Source organism: Streptomyces sp. NPDC050619, from assembly GCF_040654815.1.
Taxonomy (GTDB): Bacteria; Actinomycetota; Actinomycetes; order Streptomycetales; family Streptomycetaceae; genus Streptomyces.
This window is the reverse complement of sequence record NZ_JBFAIR010000004.1, coordinates 97,022-113,714: the sequence shown is the minus strand read 5'-3', so window position 1 is coordinate 113,714 and position 16,693 is coordinate 97,022. Positions and strand designations below refer to the sequence as shown.

Sequence of the window (16,693 nt, the reverse complement as noted above, 5' to 3'; positions counted from 1 at the left end):
GGGTGAGTCAGGGGAAGGGCCGGCCGGTGACGACGGCCGCCACCGTCGTTCCGCGCGCGAAGGCGCCCTCTTTCGCCAGGGCGACAAGTCCGTACAGCAACTTGGCGACATAGAGACGCTCGACGGGGAGCCGGTGGCGGTCTTCGAAGTCCTCGGCGAAGGCGTCGAGCTCGGGGGTGGTGCGCGCGTAGCCGCCGAAGTGGAAGCGGTCGTCGAGGTGCCAGGCGCCGCTTCGGCCGCCGAAGGCCCGTTCCTGAAGGTCCTGTATGCCGGCCGTCAGGAAGCCGCCCTTGAGGACGGGGATGCCTATGGTGCGTTGGCCCGGGGCCAGCCCCGCGGCCAGGCCCGCGAGGGTGCCGCCGGTGCCGCAGGCGATCGCGACGACATCGGCCTGTCCGGCCAGCTCCTCGCCGAGCGCACGGCATCCCCGTACGGCATGGACGTTGCTGCCGCCCTCCGGGACGACGTACGCCCCCTCGGCGTCCACCGCGCGCAGCACGGCCGCCAGCGTGCCCGGCTCGGTCTTGCGGCGATACGTCGATCTGTCGACGAAGTGCAGCCGCATGCCGTCGGCCGCGCACCGGGCCAGCGACGGGTTCAGCGGGCGGTGGGCCAGTTCCTGGCCGCGGACCACGCCCACGGTGGGCAGTTGGAGGAGACGGCCCGCGGCGGCCGTGGCGCGCAGGTGGTTGGAGTACGCGCCGCCGAAGGTGACGACGGTACGGCCGGCCGCGACCGCGAGGTTCGGCGCGAGCTTGCGCCACTTATTGCCGATCAGCTCCGGGTGGATGAGGTCGTCGCGCTTCAGCAGCAGCCGGACGCCGTGGCGGCTGAAACGGGGGTCCTCGACCTCCCGCAGGGGTGACGGGAGCCGGGGGCGTAGGGTGGCGAGGCTGGTCACGGCACCATTGTCACGCCGCAACTCCGGCTGCCGTCACTTCAGCCGGTCCCGGATCCGCTCCCGCATCGACGCCATTGTGAAGCCGCGCGGATCCACCTTCCCCGGCTGCCACTCCCGGTGCCCGATGACCGACCGTTCCGACCAGCCGTGGTGGCGGCAGATCGCGGCGGCGGCTTTCTCGATCGCCTCCAGCTGGGCGGCCGGCCAGGGGTCCTCCCCGTCGCCTAGGTTCTCGCACTCGAAGCCGTAGAAGTGGCGGTTGCCGTCGGTGTTGGCCTCGTTGTCGTGCGGCAGCGCCTTCTCGGCGATCACCGCGCGCAGTACGTCGTCGTCGCCGGGGCCCGCGTGGTTGGCCCGGCCGTAGCCGACGAGGTGGACTCTGCCGTCCTTGGTGATGACGCCGTGGCACAGCGGCCCCGGCAGGGCCTTGTGGCCGTCCCGGCAGAGCTTCACCGTCCGCTCGCTGCCCTTGGTCACCGTGTGGTGGATCATCACGCCGTGGACGGGTCCCCAGGGTCCCTTGTGGTTGCGGTTGTGGTCTTCCCAGTCGCCCACCTCGACGACGGTGAGCCCCTCCGCCTTCAGTGCGGCCAGGAACCTGCTCGCGGACATGGGTGAGGCCATGGCCCCCTCCTTCGCGCTGCGCGCCGACCGCCGTGCGCGGCCGTCTCCTACCGGTGCTTGTACCGGATTCGGACGATCCGGACTCCTCGTTCGCACAGTGTGCGAGCCGATTCGGACAAGATCATTCCGCTCGCCCGGACGGGAGCCGACGCGGGCGAAATCGCGCATGTGCCCAGTCACCGGTGATCCATTCCCGCTCTTTCGGGTAATAGCATCAGCACGCTCTGTCCTGGAAGGCTTGCTCCCGCACATCGATGCGCGGCGCAGATCAGTGCCGTGTACGACCGGGAGGGCAATTCCTTATGTCGGTAGGCGAAGAGATCCGCACCGAGCAGGACCGGCCGCAGCAGAGTCTCGGCACGGCGGCCGCGCGGAACCTGGCCACCACCACCAAGTCCGTACCCCAGATGCAGGAGATCAGCTCCCGCTGGCTGCTGCGCATGCTTCCCTGGGTGAACGTGCAGGGCGGCACGTACCGGGTGAACCGGCGGCTGACCTACGCCGTGGGTGACGGCCGGGTGACGTTCGTGAAGACCGGCGACCGCGTCGAGGTGATCCCGGGGGAGCTGCGCGAGCTGCCCGCGCTGCGGTCGTACGAGGACGAGGAGGTGCTCACCGAACTCGCCCGGCGCTGCGAGCAGCGGGAGTTCGCCTCGGGGGACGTGATCGCCTCCTTCGGCAGTCCGACCGACGAGGTGTACCTGCTGGCACACGGCAGGGTGGAGAAGTTCGGCACGGGCCCGTACGGCGATGACGAATCCCTCGGAGTCCTCGCCGACGGGGCGTACCTCGGCGACCAGGCGCTGCTCGACTCCGACGCCATCTGGGAATACACGGCCCGTGCGAGCACCGCGTGCACGGTCCTCGTGCTGCCCCGCCAGGATGTCGAGCAGGTCGCGGAGCGCTCCGACTCCCTGAGCGAGCACCTTCAGGAGCTGCGGGCGGCGATCCCCTCGCAGCGCACCAACAAGTACGGCGAGAAGGAGATCGACCTCGCGGCGGGACATGACGGCGAGCCGGACATTCCGCACACCTTCGTCGACTACGAGGCCCGGCCCCGCGAGTACGAGCTGAGCATCGCCCAGACCGTGCTGCGCATCCACTCGCGCGTGGCCGACCTGTACAACCAGCCGATGAACCAGACCGAGCAGCAGATCCGGCTGACGGTCGAGGCGCTGAAGGAGCGCCAGGAGCACGAGCTCATCAACAACCGCGCGTTCGGGCTGCTCAACAACTGCGAGTACGACCAGCGGCTCCAGCCGCACGACGGCGTGCCCAGCCCCGACGACCTGGACGAGCTGCTCAGCAGGCGGCGCGGCACCAAGCTGCTGCTCGCCCACCCGCGCGCGATCTCCGCGATCGGCCGCGAGCTCAACAAGCGCGGACTCGTCCCCGAGACCATCGACATGGGCGGCAACCGCATCCCCACCTGGCGCGGTGTGCCGATCTTCCCGTGCAACAAGATCCCGGTCACCGAGGAGCGCACGACCTCGATCATCGCCATGCGTACCGGCGAGGCCGACCAAGGTGTCATCGGCCTCCAGCAGGCCGGCATCCCGGACGAGATCGAGCCGAGCCTGTCCGTGCGCTTCATGGGCATCAATGAGCAGGCGATCATCAAGTACCTGGTGACGGCCTACTACTCGGCAGCGGTCCTCGTGCCGGACGCGCTCGGTGTGCTGGAGAACGTCGAGATCGGGCGCTGGAGGTGACGTTTCCGCACCTGAAGGCCGTGTCCCCGCCCCTCGGGGCGGGTACACCCCGGTCGTATGCGGTCGGTCACGGCACAGGTGCCACCGTCCGCGGACTCTCCGAGGGGGACACCATGGCCGAGTTCATGGCGGAGACGAAGCAGCACTCCACCGGGCATCCGCAGTCCACCGGCCATCCGCAGCCCACCGGGCATCCGCTCGACGGGCAAGAGGCGGCGCTCATCCTGGAGCAGTCCCGGGCAACGGTCGACCCCGAACTGCGCTCCGCGATCGAGTCGTTACCCGGCTCCATGCGCCGTGTCGCGCTCTACCACTTCGGCTGGGAGCACGCGGACGGCACACCGGCGGCGGGCAACGCGGGCAAGGCGATCCGCCCCGCGCTCGTCCTCACCGCGGCCGCCGCGCTCGGCGGACAGCGGGCTCGGGCCGCGGCGGTGCGGGCGGCCACGGCGGTGGAACTGGTCCACAACTTCACGTTGCTGCACGACGACGTGATGGACCGGGACACCACCCGGCGACATCGGGCCACCGCCTGGACGGTGTTCGGCGACGCCGACGCGATCCTCGCGGGGGACGCCCTCCAGGCACTGGCCCTGCGGCTGCTCGCGGAGGATCCGCATCCGGCGTCGGCGCAGGCCGCCGCCCGGCTCGCGGACTGTGTCGTCGAACTGTGCGCCGGCCAGCACGCGGACACGGCCATGGAACGGCTCGGCCCCCGCGAGGTCACCCTCGACGAGGTGCTGGTCATGGCCGAGGCCAAGACGGGGGCGCTGCTCGGTTGCGCCTGCGCCATCGGCGCGTTGTACGCGGGCGCCGTGGACGAGGACGTCGAGGCCCTGGACGCGTTCGGCCGTGAGGCCGGGCTCGCCTTCCAGCTCATCGACGACGTGATCGGCATATGGGGCGATCCGCGCAGTACCGGCAAGCCGGCCGGGGCGGATCTCGCGGCCCGCAAGAAGTCGCTGCCGGTGGTCGCGGCGCTCGCCTCCGGCACGCCGGCGGCCGTCGAACTCGCCGAACTGTACGAGATGCCGTACGAGAAGGGGGACGAGGAGGGGCTCGACCGCACGGCACTGGCCGTCGAGCGGGCGGGCGGCCGTGACTGGGCGCAGGGTCAGGCGGCCGACCGGATGGCCCGCGCGATGCAGGAACTGGCCCGTGCGGTGTCCGACCCGGAGGCGGCGGGCGGACTGCTCTCGCTGGCCGAGTTCGTGACCCGGCGCAGCAGTTGACGGGCGTCCCATAGGCGGGGAGGACGTCCGGCGCCGAGACCCCGGAGTCACCGCGGCCGTGCGGCTCCTGACACGGCACGGCCACACTCTGCGACGACTCCGGCCCGGTGGGTCCCGCACATCCCCACGGTGTGCGGGCCCCGCCTTGGCGTCGCTACCGGATGGGGCTACTGGGTGCGGCTATCGGATGGGGCTAGCGGATAGGCTCAACGGCCGTACTGGCAAACCGGTTGGCTGCGAGGGCGGGGACATGGGAGTGGCGATCCGGACGGCGGGCGAGGGCGACCGGGAGCTGGTCGTCCGGCTCCTGGACGAGGCCTTCCGGGACGATCCGGTCAGCGTGTGGGTCCTTCCCGGCGAGGAGTACCGCCGTGCGAGGCATGCGGGGCTGATGGCCGCGTTCACCGACATCGTGCTGGCCGACGGACGCGTCGACCTCACCGAGGACGGCACGGCTTGCGCACTGTGGCTGTCCGTGCCGGCGGACGACCACGCGGCCGACCCCGCCGAGGACGAGAGCCCGGCCCGGATACGCGAGGCCGTCGACCCCGGCAACGAACGCATCGAGCTGATCGGCAGGCTCACGGCCGGTGTCCACCCCGCGGACCGGGCCCACGCCTACCTGTGGATGATCGGCGTCGCACCCCAGCGCCAGGGCGAGGGCCTCGGCACCGCGCTCATCGCGCCGGTCCTCGACCGCTGCGACCGCGAGGGGCTGCCCGCCTACCTCGAGGCGAGCAACGCCCGCAGCCGGAACCTGTACGAGCGGCTCGGCTTCGAGCTCACCGGCCGCCCCCTCGACCTGCCGGACGGCCCGCGCATGTGGCCGATGTGGCGCGAGCCGCAGGCCCGTTAGCGTTCGGGCTCTCCGGCACCACCGACTCCACGATCCGCTCCACCAGCTCCACCAGCCCCATGAGCCCCACCAGCCCTTCCGGGACGCACACCTTGGGCAGGACGCCGTCCAGGACGCCCGGCAGGGGCAGGTGCTCCAGGATCAGCCCGAGCATCGCGAGACAGAGCACGGTGACGGTCTCGTCGCCGCCGGGCAGGGTGGCCTCGGGGTGGAACTCCATGCCGTACTCCAGGTCCCCGCGCACCGACTTGGCGGAGGGCCCACAGTTCGGGGCTCGGGGCGGCGGGTGGTGTGCAGGGGCATCTTCCAGGAGGGCGAGGTAACCGGCGCCGTCGGGCGTCGTTCTGCGGCTGTGGGTGGGCGAGCGGCTGGTGCGGCTGAGCGTTGGTCTGTCGCAGCGGGTCGCAGCGGGTCGCAGCGGGTCGTCGCGGTCGGTGAGGTAGTCCGAGGCCGTGCCCGCCGGCACCCCCGCCTGGGTGTTCACCGCGCGGAATGCCAGCCCACGCACCCCCTCGCGCGCGAGCACCTCGCCCCCGGCGTCGACGAGCGCGGCCCGGCGCTCAGGGCTGCCGGGGCCGGCCCCTGCGCCCACCTGCGCGAGTACGTCCGACGAACCGGGTCGTCAAGTCGTACCTGATCGTGTTCGAGTTCGACGACGTGCGTGCCTGTCACTAACGGGACGCTGGTGCGGACGTACAGCAGAGAGCGCTGACGCCCCCTTCGCCCTACCCTGAAGACATGGACAGCGACGAACATGTCTGTCCCGTCTGCGGACAGCCCGTCGATACGATCATCCGGCGGCACAAGACGCTGGGCGCGTGGGTGCCGGAGTGGGTTCCCGGCCCGTGCCGCAACCCCGAGTGCGAGGCGTACGGCGAGGAGGGGGCGGAAGGCGCCGAGCCCAAGAGTGAGGCTCGAAAGGTGGGCCCACAGACAGCTGGGACCCGGTCGGCGGCCCCTCCCACGGTCGAGTCCCCGAGATCCGCCGAGAAAGAATCCTGAAACGTGTCGAGAACCCCGGACCGGCTCCGACGTCCCCTGTGAGAGCCCCCGCAAGAGGGCGCAACCGAAGGCAGCCGAAGGAGCGGACTCATGGCGAAGTACCTGGTCATGGTGCAGGGCACACAGGCGGACTACGAGGCGATGGCCGGCAAGGCGTCCCCCGGCTCCCCGGCCTGGAGCGAGCAGGACGTGCAGGCGATGTACGCCTACATGGGCGCGATCAACGACGACCTCGCCGAGACCGGTGAGATGGTCGACGGGCAAGGGCTGACCGAGCCCGCGAAGACGCGCCTGGTCACGCTGGGCGAGGACGGCAAGGCCGTGATCACCGACGGCCCGTACAGCGAGACGAAGGAGCTGATGGCCGGCTACTGGGTGCTGGAGTGCGAGAGCCTGGAGCGGGTCACCGAGATCGCCGAGCGCGTCACCCGCTGCCCGCAGCCCGCCGGCGCGCCCAACTACCCCGTGGTGATCCGGCCCATCCAGGAAGGCGGCGGGGACATCGGCTGAGGAGACCGTGAGGGGCACGACCGAGATCGAGGACCTGCTGCGCCGGCACTCGCCGCAGGTCCTCGGCGCGCTGCTGCGGCGGTACGGCCACTTCGACGCCGCCGAGGACGCCGTACAGGAGGCGCTGCTCGCGGCGGCCGGGCAGTGGCCGTCGGCAGGGGTGCCGGACAACCCACGCGGGTGGCTCATCAGGGTGGCCTCGCGGCGGCTGACCGACGCCCTGCGGGCCGAGGAGGCGCGGCGGGCGCGGGAGGAGCGGGTGGCGGCGCTGACCCCGCGCGACGCGTTCGTCACCCGGGACCGGGCGCCCCGGGAGGACGACACCCTCTCCCTGCTCTTCCTGTGCTGCCATCCGGACCTGACCCCGCCCGCGCAGATCGCGCTCACGCTGCGCGCGGTCGGCGGTCTGACGACGACGGAGATCGCCCGGGCGTATCTCGTCCCCGAGGCGACCATGGCCCAGCGGATCAGCCGGGCCAAGCAGAAGGTGCGCGGGGTGCGCTTCGGACGGCCGGACAACTGGGTGGAGCGCCTGCCCGCCGTCCTGCACACCCTCTATCTGATCTTCAACGAGGGCCATACGGCGACCTCCGGCCCCTCCCTCCAGCGGCGCGACCTCGCCGGCGAGGCGATCCGCCTGACCCGCGCGGTCCACCGTCTGCTGCCCGACACCGGCGAAGTGACCGGCCTGCTGGCCCTGATGCTGCTCACCGACGCCCGCCGCGACGCGCGCAGCGGCCCGCACGGCGAACTGATCCCGCTCGACGAACAGGACCGCGACCGCTGGGACAAGGCGGCCATCGAGGAGGGCGTCGCGCTGGTCACCCGGGCGCTGAGCCGGGGACCCGCGGGCCCCTACCAGGTGCGGGCGGCCATCGCCGCGGTGCACGGCGAGGCGCCGTCCGCGCAGGCCACCGACTGGCGGGAGATCCTCGGCCTGTACGACGTCCTGGTGCGCCTGGTCCCCGGTCCGGTCGAACGGCTGGGCCGCGCGGTCGCCGTCGCCATGGTCCACGGTCCGCGCGCGGGCCTGGCCGAACTGGGCTCGCTGGAGGACGAGTTGAGCGGGGGCCATCGTCTGGACGCGGTCCGGGGCCACCTCCTGGAGCGCGCGGGCGCGTACGAAGAGGCCCGCGCCGCCTACGAGTCGGCGGCTGCCAAGACCCTGAGCCTGCCGGAGCAGCGCTACTTGCGGGCGCGGGCGGCGCGGGCGGCGCGGGCGGCGCGACTGCGCGGCTGAGGGGCTAGTTTGACGCCATGCGGGGTGCGGGTGCGGGAGACATGGGCATGACGGGTGCGGGAGAGAGACGCCGCCGGATGTGGCGATGGGCCGTGGTGGTGTGGGTGGTCGCCGTGGCTGTCGGGGGTGGCCTGACCCTGTGGCTCCAGGACGCGGCGGAGCCGACGGCGCCGTACTCGGGGGAGCGGGAGGAACCGAGCCCCAGGCCTTCACTGCCCGAAGAGTGGGGGACCCTGTGCCCGAGTCCCACGCCCGACGAGAACGGCAGGTCGGTCGTCCTCTGCGCGATCTCCACGGCTGGGTAGCCCGCCCGTCTCCGGATCGCGCCCCGTCAGGCAGTACGTGCCGCCAACCGGATCGCGCAGCACCGTCCAGTGTCGGCCGCGGGCGACCGCCGTCGCCCCGAGCCCCTCGTGAGCGGTGCGGGTCGCCTCGATGTCGGCGCAGGCGAGGTCGAGATGGGCGCGGACGGGGCGTTCCTCGCCGAGCCGTTGCAGCAGGATGCGGATCGGCAGCCCGGTCGGCGGCTTCACCACGTGGAATTCGGGGAGGGAGCCGGGCAGGGACACCCAGTCGGGCAGCAGGCCGCTCCAGAAGGCGACTTCGGCGTCGTAGGACGAAGGCGCGATGTCGAGGCACACCTGGTCGAGCCGGCTGCCGTGCGCGACGGGCGGCCGTACCGACTCGCCGTGCCACGGCACCGCGCAGAACAACTGCCCTGCCGGGGAGCGCAGGACGACCAACGAGCCGTGATCGGCCACCGTCCGCGCGCCGAGCCGCAGCGCCGAGGCGACGAACTCCGGTACGTCGGCCACGGCGAAGTCGAGATGCGCGCCGCCGTCGCCCTCGACGACTCCCTGGACCTTCACACAGGCGTCGGCCCCGTCCGCCAGGAGAGTCACGAACTCCTGTCGTTCACCCCGGAGTCCGGACAGCCGCGTGTCCGTCACCGCGGTCCAGAACTCGCAGGCCTGGGCGAACACTTCGACGGGCCGGTCGATGAAGGCGTAGGTCCACAGCACGGGTCGGCTCATGGCGGCGATCGTAGATCGGCGAAGCCCGGATTCCGCCCGAATTTCGGTTTCCGCCCGGCTTTCAGTCGCCGGACCGCTCCAGGAACCGCAGCATGTTCCCCGCCGGATCGCGGAACGCGCAGTCCCGCACCCCGTACGGCTGGTCCATCGGCTCCTGGACCACGTCCGCGCCGGACTCCTCGACCCGGGTGAACAGGGCGTCGCAGTCGGCGGTGGTGAAGATGACCCCGCGCAGCACCCCCTTGGCCAGCAGCCGGGCCATCGCCTCCCGGTCGGCGGGCGAGAAGTCCGGGTTCGCGCCGGGCGGCTCCAGCACGATCTCCACGTCGGGCTGGAGCGGCGAGCCGACGGTCACCCACCGCATCCCCTCGAACCCGACGTCGTTGCGGATCTCCAGGCCCAGTACGTCCCGGTAGAAGGCGATCGCCTTGTCGTGGTCGTCGACGGCGAGGAAACACTGTTTGAGTTTCAGGTCCATGCCCCGCAGATTAGGACCGTCTGGGCCGGGTGTACGTCCGCGCCACGCACGCCGGGATCGCCGCGCCCGCCTCGTGGGAGCGGGCCCGGTACGCGCTCGGCGTCTCGCCGACCAGCTCGGTGAAGCGGGAGCTGAAGGAACCGAGCGAGGTACAGCCCACGGCGAGGCACACCTCGGTGACGGTCAGATCGCCGCGCCGCAGGAGGGCCTTGGCGCGTTCTATACGGCGGGTCATGAGATAGCCGTACGGCGTCTCGCCGAACTCGGCGCGAAAGCTGCGCTGGAAGTGGCCCGGCGACATCAGGGCGGTGCGCGCGAGCGCCGGGATGTCGAGGGGCTCGGCGTACTCGCGGTCCATCCGGTCGCGTGCCCGGCGCAGTCGGACCAGGTCCTCGAGGGTCACCGCGCCAGCATGCCACGCCCTCCACCACACGCGCGCGTGGACCTGGAACAGCCTTTGCCTCCAGTTCGCCGGGGGTTGGCCTGCACTTGTTTGCATTGCGGAATGGACCACATCACGTTCCTGGTGGCCGTCGTCATCGTCACGGCGCTCGCCTTCGACTTCACCAACGGGTTCCACGACACGGCCAACGCGATGGCCACGTCCATCGCCACGGGGGCACTGGGGCCGAGAACCGCCGTACTGATCAGTGGGATTCTCAATGTGGTCGGCGCCTTCCTGTCCACCGAGGTCGCCAAGACGATCTCCGGCGGCATCGTGGACGACACCCTCGTCACCCCAGGGATGATCTTCGCCGGGTTGGTCGGGGCCATCCTGTGGAATTTGCTGACGTGGCTGGTCGGCCTGCCGTCGAGTTCGTCGCACGCGCTGTTCGGCGGGCTGATCGGGGCGGTCTGGGTCGGGGCCGGTTCCCACGGCGTGCACTTCGACAAGGTGATCGAGAAAGTACTGATCCCGGCGGTGGCTTCGCCGCTCGTGGCCGGCGTCGCGGCGCTGCTGGCGACCTACCTGGCCTACAAGCTCACGGCCCGCGCCCGCAAGCAGACGGTCACCAAGGGCTTCCGGCTCGGCCAGATCGCGTCGGCCTCGCTGGTCTCCCTGGCCCATGGCACGAACGACGCGCAGAAGACCATGGGCGTCATCACGCTGACCCTGATCTCGGCGGGCGCGCTCGGCCACGACGCCGGTCCGCCGGTGTGGGTGATCGCGTCCGCGGGACTGGCCATCGGCCTCGGCACGTATCTCGGCGGCTGGCGGATCATCCGCACCATGGGCAAGGGCCTGACCGAGATCCAGTCGCCGCAGGGCTTCGCCGCGGAGACGGCGTCCACCACCGTCATCCTGACCTCCGCCCACCTCGGCTTCGCCCTGTCCACCACACAGGTCGCCTCGGGCAGCATCCTCGGCGCGGGGCTGGGGCGGCGGCTGGCGGAGGTGCGCTGGGGCGTCGCGGGCCGCATGGTGATCGCCTGGCTGGTGACGCTGCCCGCGGCCGCGCTGGTCGGCGGCATCTCCGCGAGCGCGGTCAAGCACGGCGGGAACGCCGGCACGGTGGTCGTAGCCCTGGTCGGTGCGGCCGTCGCCGCGGGCATCGTGGCCGTCTCCCGCCGCAACCCGGTGCACGCGAACAACGTCAACGACACCCACGAGGTCACCCTCCGCGACGCCGAGCCGACACACGTCGGTACGGCCGCCTGAGCCACTGGAGTTCACGCATGAGTCTCGACTGGACCGCACTGGGCCAGGTCGCCGCGGTGAGCATCGGCGTCACCGTCGCGGTGGTCGTCGTCTTCGCCCTCGGCATCCTGGGCCTTGCCCGCTTCGAGGGGGCCCGGGCGGGGGGTGGCGGTGGTGGCGGTGGTGGGGGTGGCACATCGGCCGTCGGTCTCGCCCAGGCCGGGTTGTGCTTTGTCGCGTGTGCGGCGGTGGTGGTGTACGGGATCTATCTGATCGTGCCGCAGTTCCACTGACGCGCCCCTTCGGGGGTGTGGATCAATCCAACCGGCCGGTGACCCGTGCGCAGGTCACCTTCGGTCCGACTGTCTCGCTGTCCAGCACCGGCCCGTCACGTGAGACCGGCAGAGCCTCGGGACCGGTGCCAGTTCAGTTCCTCGATGTCGTGGACGTGGACGAGAAGGAGGGCCGGCGCGGAGGTGTTGTCGGGGATGACGCTGTTTCGGAGGGAAACCCATACGTATGTGCCGTCCCGGTGGGCGAGCCGCAGCTCTGCTCTCCCTCCTCTGGCGGGTGTTGCCAGCAAGGTGTTCCCGTCCTCGGGATGGACGAGATCGGAGAAGGTACAGCGGCGCATTTCCGTGGCCGATCTGCCCAGCATGTGGCACAGAGCGTCGTTCGTACGTATGACTCTGCCCGGCTGTTCGTCGAACAGCTCGGTCAACGCCATGCCCGAGGGTGCGTACTCGAAGGCTTCCCGGAAGGAGGTCTCGCTGGCGCGGAGTGCGTGCTGCTCGCGCTCCAGACGAGCCAGCGCACGTTTCATGTTCGCCTTCAGCTGGGCGTTGGCGATGGCAACCGAGGCATGGGCGGCGTACATCTGGAGCGCTTCCCTCCCCCAGGCACCGGGGCGACGTCCGTTGCGCGGCCGGTCGACGGAGATGACACCGATGAGGTCCTGCCGACCCTGGCTGCCGACGGAGTACAGGGGCGCGAAGAGCCGGTCACTGGGGTGCCACTCGTCGTCGAACTTCGGCACTAGTCCCTCGGTGTGCCACTGCGGCACGTCGTCGTCATCGAGCACCCGGCCCTCTGCATGAGGGATGAACCGCAGATCGCCCCACGCCTCGCCCATCGAGAGACGGCGCTCCCACGACGCGCGCGAGCCGACGCGGCCCGTGATCAGGGCCTCGGCGCGTTCGTTACCCGCGAAGGCCGCGACAACGAGGTCTCCGTCCGGCCGTACGAGGTTGAGGGTGGCCAATTCGTAGCCGAGGCCGACGACGACCCCGACGGTGACGGTCTGAAGGGTGTCGGCGAGGCTCTGGGCAGGGGAGAGCTGCTGGATCAGCTGGTCCAGCAGGCTCCGCAGGGTGGCGAGACGGATGTAGGGCTCGGACTCCGTGGCGTCCGTCGAGGCATTGGTGCTGGTCGTATGACTGGCCGTCCATGTACTCCAGCTGGGCCGTGACGCCGTCGGTAACGGCTCGTACGCCACGTTCCGAATGAAGGGCGCTCTGCCCAGGCTGTTGCGGCACAGACGGTGGGGCTCGGGTCTTCCCCTCATGCTGAGTTCGAGGCGTAGCTTCGTGTAGACGGTGTCCAGGTCGAGGAACTCGCCGCCCTCCAGCACCCCGTTGCTGATCAACCTGATCAGTTCGCCGGTGAACGCCGTGTACTGCTCGCCCGGGGGCGCGATCGCTACGGCGTTCTCGGCGGAGGCGGCGAGTAGATAGGTGCCTTCCACTTCGAGAACAGTGCCGGCGTCGGCCGATTGCACACCGAAGGCCCGTGCGCTGTAGCAGCAGTCGACCACGACGATCTTCCGGGCGGCGGGGCTCTGCTCGATCGAACGCCGGATCCACTCATACGGCGCCGCAGTGTCGTGCACCGACATCCAGTCGCTGTCCCCGACGGCCAAGTGAAGCTCGCCTGTTCGGGGCTCGATGAGACCGTGTCCCGCGTAGTAGACGACCAGCGTGTCCGTTGCCCCCTGGGCCGCCTCGGCCACCGGTTTGGACAGTTGCCGCGGGGTCTGAGGGTTCAGCACCACGCGGCAATGGTCGGGTGGAAGCCCCCAGATGTCCTGTTGGGTGAAGAGGCTCCCGAGCGTCTCCGCGCTGTGCGCCACGGCGGGCACGCCGTCGAGCGTCTCGTAGGAGCCGGCGCCTATGAGCACCGCTCGTGAGGCGGAGGGATCAGGCGGAGAGGCCATCCGGGCCCCCGGAACCGCCGAAGTCGTCGGGCTCGCCGGTGCCGCCGGAGTCGTCGACCAACAACTCGATGAGACGCCGGGCCTCTTCGGGGGAGGAGTCCGAGATCGTGATCGTCGGACCGCCGGGGCGATCCACGGTCACGGTCGGACGCTGCGGACGTGTCGCGCGCCAGGCGACCAGCGACATGGCGAGCGACGCGGCATTGAAACCAGAGGTCACCACGAGCGACACCAGGTCAACTGTGTTGCCCTGAGCACCTGGTGGCAAGGATCGTGAAGTACCGAGCGTCGGCTTCGCATGGCGGCGGGCGACTGGGTCCGCCATCAGCCACATGTGCAGCGACCGCAACTCGGCCTCCGGCACCCGCATGTCTCGGAACTCAAGCTTCAACTGCACCCGCAGCCCCTTGTCCCCCGCGCCCCTCACTGCCAAAGAGGCTACCGTTTGGCGAGCCGTCTCTCACCTTCGCCACCGTACGGTCAGTCCAGGGCAGTGTGGAGACGATCGAACTCCCCGGCACCATCACGGTCCGCGATCCAGAGCCGGTCATCGCGCACATGGCCTCGTACCCGGGCGTGGGCGGATCTGAGGTGCTGTGCGTGACCCTGCTGGGAAACCTCGAAGGGGCCCGGCCGGAGTGATCCGACCGAGCCCCTTCGGGATGCCCGTCGACCCGCGATGGTGCACCGATCGCCGGTCGGGGAGGCTGACTTGTGGTCAGGCCTTCTTGGTCTCCCAGAAGATCTTGTCGATCTGGGCGATGTAGTCCAGGGCCTTCTGGCCGGTGGCCGGGTCAGTGGAACCCTTGGCGGCCGAGAGGGCCTTCAGGGCGTCGTTGACCAGCTGGTGCAGCTCCGGGTACTTCTCGAAGTGCGGGGGCTTGAAGTAGTCGCTCCACAGTACGGAGACGTGGTGCTTGGCCAGCTCGGCACGCTGCTCCTTGATGACGGTGGCGCGTGCCTGGAAGTGCGGGTCGTCGTTGCCGGCCATCTTTTCCTGGACGGCCTTGACCGACTCCGCCTCGATGCGGGCCTGGGCCGGGTCGTACACGCCGCACGGCAGGTCGCAGTGGGCGCTGACCTTGACCTTGGGGGCGAACAGGCGGGAAAGCATGTAGCAATCCTTCCTCGTGATCGTCTTCTCAGGTGGGACATTACTCCCTGAGGGAGGGGATTTCGCGGGTGCCCCCATGGGCTTAGGGCAAAAGTCCGGGGTGAGACTGGGACTGGTGGAGGATGAATCGGGGAGGTGCCGGGTGATGCCGGAGCTGTCGCAGGAGACCGAGCGCAAGGGGGCCGTACTGCCTTTCGGGCTGGCCGAGGTGACGGGGCCGTCCATGGTGCCGACGCTCAGCCACGGGGATCAGCTCGTCGTGCAGTGGGGGGCCCGGATCAGGCCCGGTGACGTGGTCGTCCTGCGCCATCCGTTCCAGCAGGACCTGCTCGTCGTCAAGCGGGCGACGGAGCGCCGTGAGGGCGGCTGGTGGGTGCTCGGGGACAACGCGTACGCCGGTGGCGACAGTACGGATTACGGGATCGTGCCCGACGAACTGGTCCTGGGCAAGGTCCGCTTCCGCTACCGGCCGCGTCGGGCGGATCAGCGTTCGCCGTTCGCCGTCGCGCGCTGGGCGCTCTCGGCCGCCAGGCTCGTCCTGTCCGACCGGTCCGCCTCAAGGCGCTTCCGGGCGCGGTAGGCCGCCACGTTGGCGCGGGTGGCGCAGCGGTCGGAGCAGTAGCGCCGGGAGCGGTTCGTGGACGTGTCCAGGTAGGAGTTGCGGCACGGCGCCGCCTCGCACAGGCCCAGGCGGTCCACGCCGTACTCCGTCAGGTGGAAGGCCAGGCCCATCGCCGCTATGGCCGCGTAGCCGGCGGTCGCGTTGGACGGGTGGTCCGCCAGGTGCATGTGCCACAGCGGGCGGCCCTCGTCGTCCCGGTAGTCGTGGCCGGAGATCTGCGGGCTCACCGGGAACTCCAGGAGCAGGGAGTTCAACAGGTCCACCGCCAGCGTCTCGTTGCCCGTGTCCGCGGCCTCGAACACCGCCCGCAGCCGGGCCCGTACGCCCCGGAAACGGGTGACGTCCGCGTCCGTGGCGCGCCGGGCCACCCCCTCGTTGCCGCCGAAGAGGCCGTGGATCGCCTCGACCGAGGTCAGTGTGTCCTTGCCCCGGGCCGGTTCCTCGCTGTTGACGAGGCGTACAGCGTAGTCCGAGTAATAGGCCAGTTCCACTTGTAGTCCTTACGGAGGCGCTCTAGGGTCGTGGTGCGGTCGGGTAACAGCCGGTCGTGCTTCCAGGGTATTACGTGACATGCATTACGTGGCCTGTATGGCGTGGCCTGTATTGGCGTGACCTGTATGGCGTGACATCGCGCGACGGAGGGGTTCCATGATGGATGCGAACACGGACACGGGCACCAGCACCGCCGGTGCCGACTGGCCGGCCTGGCAGGAGAGCTGGGACCGGCAGCAGGAGTGGTACCTGCCGGACCGGGAGGAACGCTTCCGGATCATGCTCGACATGGTCGAGGCCCTCGTCGGCACCGCGCCGCGCGTCCTGGACCTCGCGTGCGGCACGGGCAGTATCACGGCCCGGCTGTTCGACCGGTTCCCGCAGGCCACCAGCACCGGCGTCGACCTCGACCCGGCGCTCCTCGCCATCGCCCGCGGCACCTTCGCGGGCGACGAGCGGGTCTCCTTCGTCACCGCCGACCTCAAGGACCCCGACTGGCCCGCGAAGCTGCCGTACGACTCGTACGACGCCGTTCTGACCGCCACGGCCCTTCACTGGCTGCACAGCGAACCCCTCGCGGCCCTCTACGGTCAGATCGCGGAGCTCGTCCGCGACGGCGGTGTCTTCATGAACGCGGACCACATGATCGACGAGTCCACGCCCCGGATCAACGCGGCCGAGCGGGCCCAGCGGCACGCCCGCATGGATCAGGCCAAGCGGGACGGCGCCCTGGACTGGGCCGAGTGGTGGCAGCTGGCCGGCAAGGACCCGGTCCTCGCCGAGCCCACCGCCCAGCGCTTCGAGATCTACGGCGAGCACGCCGCGGGCGACACGCCCTCCCCGGAGTGGCACGCGCGCGTGCTGCGCGAGAAGGGCTTCGGCGAGGCGCGGCCGGTGTGGTGCTCGCCTTCGGACACGCTGCTGCTCGCGTTGAAGTAGCGCCGGAGCGTACCGAACGGCAAGAGGCGGTTCGGAAAGGGGCGGTACGGAAGTCTCCGTACCGCCCCCTTGCTCGAGCTCTTTGA

20 protein-coding genes and 2 pseudogenes are annotated in these 16,693 nt (G+C 70.5%); 11 read left to right on the top strand and 11 right to left on the bottom strand.

All coding sequences use genetic code 11. The features are described from left to right. Nucleotides 1–7: 7 nt before the first annotated feature. Nucleotides 8–901 (bottom strand): pyridoxal-phosphate dependent enzyme, encoded by an 894-nt coding sequence (locus AB0I77_RS08865; protein WP_363281699.1) that lies wholly within the window; start codon nucleotides 899–901, stop codon nucleotides 8–10. Between the two features lie 33 nt (nucleotides 902–934). Further along, entirely contained in the window at nucleotides 935–1,525 is a 591-nt protein-coding gene (locus AB0I77_RS08860; protein WP_363281698.1) for a peptidoglycan recognition family protein, read from the bottom strand. A 302-nt stretch (nucleotides 1,526–1,827) separates the two neighbouring features. On the opposite strand from AB0I77_RS08860, the gene AB0I77_RS08855 reads away from it, so the two are divergent. The 3 genes from AB0I77_RS08855 to AB0I77_RS08845 all read left to right on the top strand — a co-directional run bounded on the left by AB0I77_RS08855 (nucleotide 1,828) and on the right by AB0I77_RS08845 (nucleotide 5,325). Continuing rightward, the gene (locus AB0I77_RS08855; RefSeq protein WP_363281697.1) at nucleotides 1,828–3,237 is read left to right on the top strand and encodes a family 2B encapsulin nanocompartment shell protein; all 1,410 of its coding nucleotides are present in this window, start codon (nucleotides 1,828–1,830) and stop codon (nucleotides 3,235–3,237) included. 125 nt (nucleotides 3,238–3,362) lie between these two features. Further along, nucleotides 3,363–4,469, top strand: a complete 1,107-nt coding sequence (locus AB0I77_RS08850; protein ID WP_363282064.1) for a family 2 encapsulin nanocompartment cargo protein polyprenyl transferase — start codon at nucleotides 3,363–3,365, stop codon at nucleotides 4,467–4,469. 250 nt (nucleotides 4,470–4,719) lie between these two features. Beyond that, a complete protein-coding gene (locus AB0I77_RS08845) occupies nucleotides 4,720–5,325 on the top strand; it encodes a GNAT family N-acetyltransferase (RefSeq protein WP_363281696.1) in 606 nt (201 codons plus the stop codon). On the opposite strand, the gene AB0I77_RS08840 is transcribed toward AB0I77_RS08845, so the two are convergent. Further along, nucleotides 5,252–5,917 carry a TetR/AcrR family transcriptional regulator gene (locus AB0I77_RS08840; protein ID WP_363281695.1) on the bottom strand — a complete coding sequence of 222 codons (666 nt, stop codon included), beginning with the start codon at nucleotides 5,915–5,917 and terminating at the stop codon, nucleotides 5,252–5,254. The genes AB0I77_RS08845 and AB0I77_RS08840 overlap by 74 nt on opposite strands. A 146-nt stretch (nucleotides 5,918–6,063) precedes the next feature. Between AB0I77_RS08840 and AB0I77_RS08835 the strand changes: the two genes are divergently transcribed. The 3 genes from AB0I77_RS08835 to AB0I77_RS08825 all read left to right on the top strand — a co-directional run bounded on the left by AB0I77_RS08835 (nucleotide 6,064) and on the right by AB0I77_RS08825 (nucleotide 8,077). Continuing rightward, nucleotides 6,064–6,327, top strand: a complete 264-nt coding sequence (locus AB0I77_RS08835) for a hypothetical protein (protein WP_363281694.1) — start codon at nucleotides 6,064–6,066, stop codon at nucleotides 6,325–6,327. A 90-nt stretch (nucleotides 6,328–6,417) separates the two neighbouring features. Then, nucleotides 6,418–6,837, top strand: a complete 420-nt coding sequence (locus tag AB0I77_RS08830; RefSeq protein ID WP_363281693.1) for a YciI family protein — start codon at nucleotides 6,418–6,420, stop codon at nucleotides 6,835–6,837. 7 nt (nucleotides 6,838–6,844) lie between these two features. Continuing rightward, nucleotides 6,845–8,077: a sigma-70 family RNA polymerase sigma factor gene (locus tag AB0I77_RS08825; RefSeq protein WP_363281692.1), complete on the top strand. Its 1,233-nt coding sequence runs from the start codon at nucleotides 6,845–6,847 to the stop codon at nucleotides 8,075–8,077. Nucleotides 8,078–8,286: 209 nt separating this feature from the next. Here AB0I77_RS08825 and AB0I77_RS08820 read toward each other — a convergent pair whose 3' ends face one another. The 3 genes from AB0I77_RS08820 to AB0I77_RS08810 form a co-directional block, all read right to left on the bottom strand. After that, nucleotides 8,287–9,111: a VOC family protein gene (locus tag AB0I77_RS08820; protein WP_363281691.1), complete on the bottom strand. Its 825-nt coding sequence runs from the start codon at nucleotides 9,109–9,111 to the stop codon at nucleotides 8,287–8,289. Between the two features lie 61 nt (nucleotides 9,112–9,172). Then, a complete protein-coding gene (locus tag AB0I77_RS08815) occupies nucleotides 9,173–9,589 on the bottom strand; it encodes a VOC family protein (protein WP_363281690.1) in 417 nt (138 codons plus the stop codon). A 10-nt stretch (nucleotides 9,590–9,599) separates the two neighbouring features. Next, nucleotides 9,600–9,992 carry a helix-turn-helix transcriptional regulator gene (locus AB0I77_RS08810; RefSeq protein WP_363281689.1) on the bottom strand — a complete coding sequence of 131 codons (393 nt, stop codon included), beginning with the start codon at nucleotides 9,990–9,992 and terminating at the stop codon, nucleotides 9,600–9,602. A 102-nt stretch (nucleotides 9,993–10,094) separates the two neighbouring features. Here AB0I77_RS08810 and AB0I77_RS08805 point away from each other — a divergent pair, with 102 nt between their 5' ends. Both AB0I77_RS08805 and AB0I77_RS08800 read left to right on the top strand, forming a co-directional pair. Further along, nucleotides 10,095–11,249 (top strand): inorganic phosphate transporter, encoded by a 1,155-nt coding sequence (locus AB0I77_RS08805; RefSeq protein WP_363281688.1) that lies wholly within the window; start codon nucleotides 10,095–10,097, stop codon nucleotides 11,247–11,249. Between the two features lie 17 nt (nucleotides 11,250–11,266). Then, nucleotides 11,267–11,521 (top strand): hypothetical protein, encoded by a 255-nt coding sequence (locus AB0I77_RS08800; protein ID WP_363281687.1) that lies wholly within the window; start codon nucleotides 11,267–11,269, stop codon nucleotides 11,519–11,521. A gap of 137 nt (nucleotides 11,522–11,658) precedes the next feature. Here AB0I77_RS08800 and AB0I77_RS08795 read toward each other — a convergent pair. From AB0I77_RS08795 to AB0I77_RS08785, 3 genes and pseudogenes are all read right to left on the bottom strand, one after another. Beyond that, nucleotides 11,659–12,612: pseudogene (locus AB0I77_RS08795) on the bottom strand (PAS domain S-box protein); the annotation flags it as partial. A gap of 192 nt (nucleotides 12,613–12,804) precedes the next feature. After that, nucleotides 12,805–13,440: pseudogene (locus AB0I77_RS08790) on the bottom strand (caspase family protein); the annotation flags it as partial. Then, entirely contained in the window at nucleotides 13,424–13,810 is a 387-nt protein-coding gene (locus AB0I77_RS08785; protein ID WP_363281686.1) for a hypothetical protein, read from the bottom strand. The pseudogene AB0I77_RS08790 and the gene AB0I77_RS08785, both read right to left, overlap by 17 nt. 125 nt (nucleotides 13,811–13,935) lie before the next feature. Between AB0I77_RS08785 and AB0I77_RS08780 the strand changes: the two genes are divergently transcribed. Continuing rightward, nucleotides 13,936–14,082: a hypothetical protein gene (locus AB0I77_RS08780; protein ID WP_363281685.1), complete on the top strand. Its 147-nt coding sequence runs from the start codon at nucleotides 13,936–13,938 to the stop codon at nucleotides 14,080–14,082. Between the two features lie 76 nt (nucleotides 14,083–14,158). On the opposite strand, the gene sodN is transcribed toward AB0I77_RS08780, so the two are convergent. Continuing rightward, entirely contained in the window at nucleotides 14,159–14,554 is a 396-nt protein-coding gene (gene sodN, locus AB0I77_RS08775) for a superoxide dismutase, Ni (RefSeq protein ID WP_030928916.1), read from the bottom strand. Nucleotides 14,555–14,699: 145 nt separating this feature from the next. On the opposite strand from sodN, the gene sodX reads away from it, so the two are divergent. Continuing rightward, the gene (gene sodX / locus AB0I77_RS08770; protein ID WP_363281684.1) at nucleotides 14,700–15,134 is read left to right on the top strand and encodes a nickel-type superoxide dismutase maturation protease; all 435 of its coding nucleotides are present in this window, start codon (nucleotides 14,700–14,702) and stop codon (nucleotides 15,132–15,134) included. Here sodX and AB0I77_RS08765 read toward each other — a convergent pair. Further along, nucleotides 15,038–15,667 (bottom strand): CGNR zinc finger domain-containing protein, encoded by a 630-nt coding sequence (locus AB0I77_RS08765; RefSeq protein ID WP_363281683.1) that lies wholly within the window; start codon nucleotides 15,665–15,667, stop codon nucleotides 15,038–15,040. The genes sodX and AB0I77_RS08765 overlap by 97 nt on opposite strands. A 160-nt stretch (nucleotides 15,668–15,827) precedes the next feature. On the opposite strand from AB0I77_RS08765, the gene AB0I77_RS08760 reads away from it, so the two are divergent. Next, on the top strand, nucleotides 15,828–16,607 hold the full coding sequence (locus AB0I77_RS08760) for a class I SAM-dependent methyltransferase (protein ID WP_363282063.1): 780 nt from the start codon (nucleotides 15,828–15,830) through the stop codon (nucleotides 16,605–16,607). Nucleotides 16,608–16,693 lie beyond the last annotated feature (86 nt).

Bases quoted from the DNA above. Each gene is read 5' to 3' on its own strand.
- AB0I77_RS08860 (WP_363281698.1), bottom strand. From the start codon at position 1,525: ATGGCCTCACCCATGTCCGCGAGCAGGTTCCTGGCCGCACTGAAGGCG.
- AB0I77_RS08855 (WP_363281697.1), top strand. From the start codon at position 1,828: ATGTCGGTAGGCGAAGAGATCCGCACCGAGCAGGACCGGCCGCAGCAG.
- AB0I77_RS08850 (WP_363282064.1), top strand. From the start codon at position 3,363: ATGGCGGAGACGAAGCAGCACTCCACCGGGCATCCGCAGTCCACCGGC.
- AB0I77_RS08845 (WP_363281696.1), top strand. From the start codon at position 4,720: ATGGGAGTGGCGATCCGGACGGCGGGCGAGGGCGACCGGGAGCTGGTC.
- AB0I77_RS08835 (WP_363281694.1), top strand. From the start codon at position 6,064: ATGGACAGCGACGAACATGTCTGTCCCGTCTGCGGACAGCCCGTCGAT.
- AB0I77_RS08830 (WP_363281693.1), top strand. From the start codon at position 6,418: ATGGCGAAGTACCTGGTCATGGTGCAGGGCACACAGGCGGACTACGAG.
- AB0I77_RS08820 (WP_363281691.1), bottom strand. From the start codon at position 9,111: ATGAGCCGACCCGTGCTGTGGACCTACGCCTTCATCGACCGGCCCGTC.
- AB0I77_RS08815 (WP_363281690.1), bottom strand. From the start codon at position 9,589: ATGGACCTGAAACTCAAACAGTGTTTCCTCGCCGTCGACGACCACGAC.
- AB0I77_RS08805 (WP_363281688.1), top strand. From the start codon at position 10,095: ATGGACCACATCACGTTCCTGGTGGCCGTCGTCATCGTCACGGCGCTC.
- AB0I77_RS08800 (WP_363281687.1), top strand. From the start codon at position 11,267: ATGAGTCTCGACTGGACCGCACTGGGCCAGGTCGCCGCGGTGAGCATC.
- AB0I77_RS08785 (WP_363281686.1), bottom strand. From the start codon at position 13,810: ATGCGGGTGCCGGAGGCCGAGTTGCGGTCGCTGCACATGTGGCTGATG.
- sodN (WP_030928916.1), bottom strand. From the start codon at position 14,554: ATGCTTTCCCGCCTGTTCGCCCCCAAGGTCAAGGTCAGCGCCCACTGC.
- sodX (WP_363281684.1), top strand. From the start codon at position 14,700: ATGCCGGAGCTGTCGCAGGAGACCGAGCGCAAGGGGGCCGTACTGCCT.
- AB0I77_RS08760 (WP_363282063.1), top strand. From the start codon at position 15,828: ATGGATGCGAACACGGACACGGGCACCAGCACCGCCGGTGCCGACTGG.